Annotated in this window: 1 protein-coding gene; it reads left to right on the top strand. The window is 64.1% G+C overall.

Annotated elements, in window-relative coordinates:
• Positions 1 to 257: 257 nt before the first annotated feature.
• The coding region (locus EOA24_RS30315; RefSeq protein WP_127410398.1) for a vitamin B12-dependent ribonucleotide reductase at positions 258 to 3,800 on the top strand (3,543 nt) is incomplete at its 3' end.

The raw sequence follows: 3,800 nt of genomic DNA, 5'->3' as shown, positions 1-3,800 counted from the left end.
GGCTAGACGCTAGATAATGTGAACCTCCCTCTACGGAGGGAATCGATCAAAGTTTCAGTTTAGGGACCCGCGAGGGTCGGCCTGCAGCCTGGGCAAATGCCTGGGAAAGCCTTCTGCTGCCTGCATGCCGGCGCCTGCGACGAGGAGAGTGCCGGCGTTGCTCGCAATGCCGGCAAACGGCGGACTGCGCTTTTCGCCATGTGGGGCAGAAATCCCCGGGGAAAGGCGCTATATATAGACACAAAGGGACCGGACCAATGCGCATCGAGCGTCGCTTCACCAAGCCAGAGCAATCAGCCTATGCGGAGATCGAATTCCGCAAGGCCCTGTCGGAGATCAAGAATCCCGACGGCTCGGTCGTGTTCCGCCTCGACAACATCGATGTGCCGGCGCAGTTCAGCCAGGTCGCCGCCGACATCCTGGCCCAGAAATATTTTCGCAAGGCCGGCGTGCCGGCTCGGCTGAAGAAGGTCGAGGAGAACGACGTCCCCTCCTTCCTGTGGCGCTCGATCGCCGACGAGGCTGAGCTCGCCAAGCTGCCCGAGGCCGAGCGCTACGGTTCGGAAACCGACGCCCGCCAGGTCTTCGATCGTCTCTCCGGCACCTGGACCTATTGGGGCTGGAAGGGCGGCTACTTCAAGTCGGAGGAAGACGCGCGCGCCTTCCGCGACGAGCTTGCCTATATGCTCGCCACCCAGCGCGTCGCGCCGAACTCGCCGCAATGGTTCAACACTGGCCTGCACTGGGCCTATGGCATCGACGGCCCGAGCCAGGGCCACTTCTATGTCGACCCCTTCACCGGCAAGCTGACCAAGTCGAAGTCGGCCTACGAGCATCCGCAGCCGCATGCCTGCTTCATCCAGAGCGTGCAGGACGACCTCGTCAACGAGGGCGGCATCATGGATCTGTGGGTGCGCGAGGCGCGCCTGTTCAAATACGGCTCCGGTACCGGTTCGAACTTCTCGATGCTGCGCGGCGAAGGCGAGAAGCTTTCCGGCGGCGGCCGCTCCTCCGGCCTGATGAGCTTCCTCAAGATCGGCGACCGCGCCGCGGGCGCCATCAAGTCGGGCGGCACGACGCGCCGCGCCGCCAAGATGGTCATCGTCGACGCCGACCACCCCGACATCGAGCAGTTCATCGACTGGAAGGTCAATGAAGAGCAGAAGGTCGCCTCGCTGGTGACCGGCTCCAAGATCGTCAAGAAGCACCTCGAAGCCATCATGAAGGCCTGCGTCAATTGCGAAGGCAATGGCGACGACTGCTTCGACCCGGCGCTGAACACCGCGCTGAAGCGCGAGATCAAGGCGGCCAAGAAGGACGCCGTGCCGGAGAACTACATCTACCGCGTCATCCAGTTCGCCAAGCAAGGCTACACCTCGATGGCGTTCAACACCTACGACACCGACTGGGATTCGGACGCCTATCTCACCGTCTCCGGCCAGAACTCCAACAACTCGGTGTCGCTGAAGGACAATTTCCTGCGCGCCGTCGAGGCCGATGGCGACTGGCAGCTCACCGCCCGCAAGGACGGCAAGGTGCTGAAGACGCTGAAGGCGCGCGACCTGTGGGAAAAGATCGGCTACGCCGCCTGGGCGTCGGCCGATCCGGGCCTGCACTTCAACACGACGATGAACGACTGGCACACCTGCGCCTCTGCCGGTGCGATCCGGGCCTCCAACCCGTGCTCGGAATACATGTTCCTCGACGACACGGCCTGCAATCTCGCTTCGATCAACCTGCTGCCCTACCGCAGGGAAGACGGCACGATCGACATCGCCGCTTACGAGCACACCGTTCGCCTGTGGACCGTCGTGCTCGAAATCTCGGTGATGATGGCGCAGTTTCCGTCCAAGGAGATCGCCAAGCTCTCCTACGACTACCGCACGCTCGGCCTCGGCTACGCAAATATCGGCGGCCTGCTGATGACCTCGGGCATTCCTTACGACTCCGACGAGGGCCGCGCGATCTGCGCCGCGCTCACCGCGATCATGACCGGCGTCGCCTACTCGACCTCGGCCGAGATGGCTTCCGAGCTCGGCGCCTTCCCGGACTATGACCGCAACGCCCAGAACATGCTGCGCGTCATGCGCAACCATCGCTGCGCTGCCTATGGCGACAAGGACGGCTACGAAAAACTCGCCGTCAACCCGGTGCCTCTCGTCGCCTCTGACCTGAAGCAGCCGGCTTTGGCGGAGCATGCCCGCGCTGCCTGGGACCGCGCCATCGAGCTCGGCGAGGAGCACGGCTACCGCAACGCGCAGGCGACGGTGATCGCGCCGACCGGCACGATCGGCCTGGTCATGGATTGCGACACCACAGGCATCGAGCCCGACTTCGCCCTGGTGAAGTTCAAGAAGCTCGCCGGCGGCGGCTACTTCAAGATCATTAACCGCGCCGTGCCGGAAGCGCTGAGGACGCTCGGCTATTCCGAAAGCCAGATCGCCGAGATCGAGGCCTACGCCGTCGGCCACGGCAACCTCAACCAGGCGCCGGGCATCAACCCGTCGACACTGAAGGCCAAGGGCTTCACCGACGAAAAGATCGCGGCGCTGAATGCGGCGCTGAAGTCGGCCTTCGACATCAAGTTCGTGTTCAACCAGTGGACGCTCGGCGCCGACTGGGTGAAGGAAACGCTCGGCTTCACCGACGAGCAGCTCGGCGACATCTCCTTCGAGATGCTGCCGGCCCTCGGCTTCTCGAAGAAGGACATCGACGCCGCCAACATCCATGTCTGCGGTGCGATGACCCTTGAGGGAGCACCATTTCTAAAAGACCAGCACCTGCCGGTGTTCGACTGCGCCAGCCCCTGCGGCAAGATCGGCAAGCGCTCGCTCTCGATCCAGAGCCACATCCTGATGATGGCGGCCGCCCAGCCCTTCATCTCGGGCGCCATCTCCAAGACCATCAACATGCCGAACGAGGCGACGGTCGAGGACGCGAAGAACGCCTACATGCTGTCCTGGAAGCTGGCGCTGAAGGCCAATGCGCTCTATCGCGACGGCTCGAAGCTGTCGCAGCCGCTCAACGCCTCGCTGCTCGCCGATGGCGAGGAGGACGAGGACGAGGCGGTCGAGCAGCTGATCGCGGCACCCGCCGCGCAGCGCGCCGTGCAGGTGACGGAAAAGATCGTCGAGCGCGTCATCGAGCGTCTCTACCGCGACCGCGAAAAACTGCCGAACCGCCGCAAGGGTTATACGCAGAAGGCCGTCGTCGGCGGCCACAAGGTGTATCTCCGCACCGGAGAATTCGATGACGGTCGTCTCGGCGAGATCTTCATCGACATGCACAAGGAGGGCGCTGCCTTCCGCGCGATGATGAATAACTTCGCCATCGCCATCTCGCTCGGCCTGCAATACGGCGTGCCGCTCGACGAATATGTCGAGGCCTTCACCTTCACCAAGTTCGAGCCGGCCGGCATGGTGCAGGGCAACGACGCGATCAAGAACGCGACGTCGATCCTCGACTACGTGTTCCGCGAGCTTGCCGTCTCCTATCTCGGCCGCCACGACCTCGCCCATGTCGACCAGTCGGATTTCGACAAGACGGCGCTCGGCCGCGGCATCACCGAAGGCAAGGCGACGCCCTTCTCCAAGGGCCTCTATCGCGGCGCCTCGCCGGTGAAGCTGGTGTCGGGCATCGGCAGCGAGCCCAAGGGCTTTGGCGGGTCAACGTCGACGCCTGCCCCTGCCCGCGCCGCGCCGACCGCCTTCGCCGGCTCCAACGTGCTGGCGCTGAAGCCGGCCATTGACGAGGCGCTCGCCTACAAGCGCGACTATGAGGAGCGCGCCAGGGGACTGGCC

It is taken from the genome of Mesorhizobium sp. M2A.F.Ca.ET.039.01.1.1 (assembly GCF_003998035.1).
In the GTDB taxonomy this organism is placed as follows: domain Bacteria; phylum Pseudomonadota; class Alphaproteobacteria; order Rhizobiales; family Rhizobiaceae; genus Mesorhizobium.
Note: the sequence above shows the minus strand (reverse complement) of the source record. Positions and strands in the feature narration are given on the sequence as shown.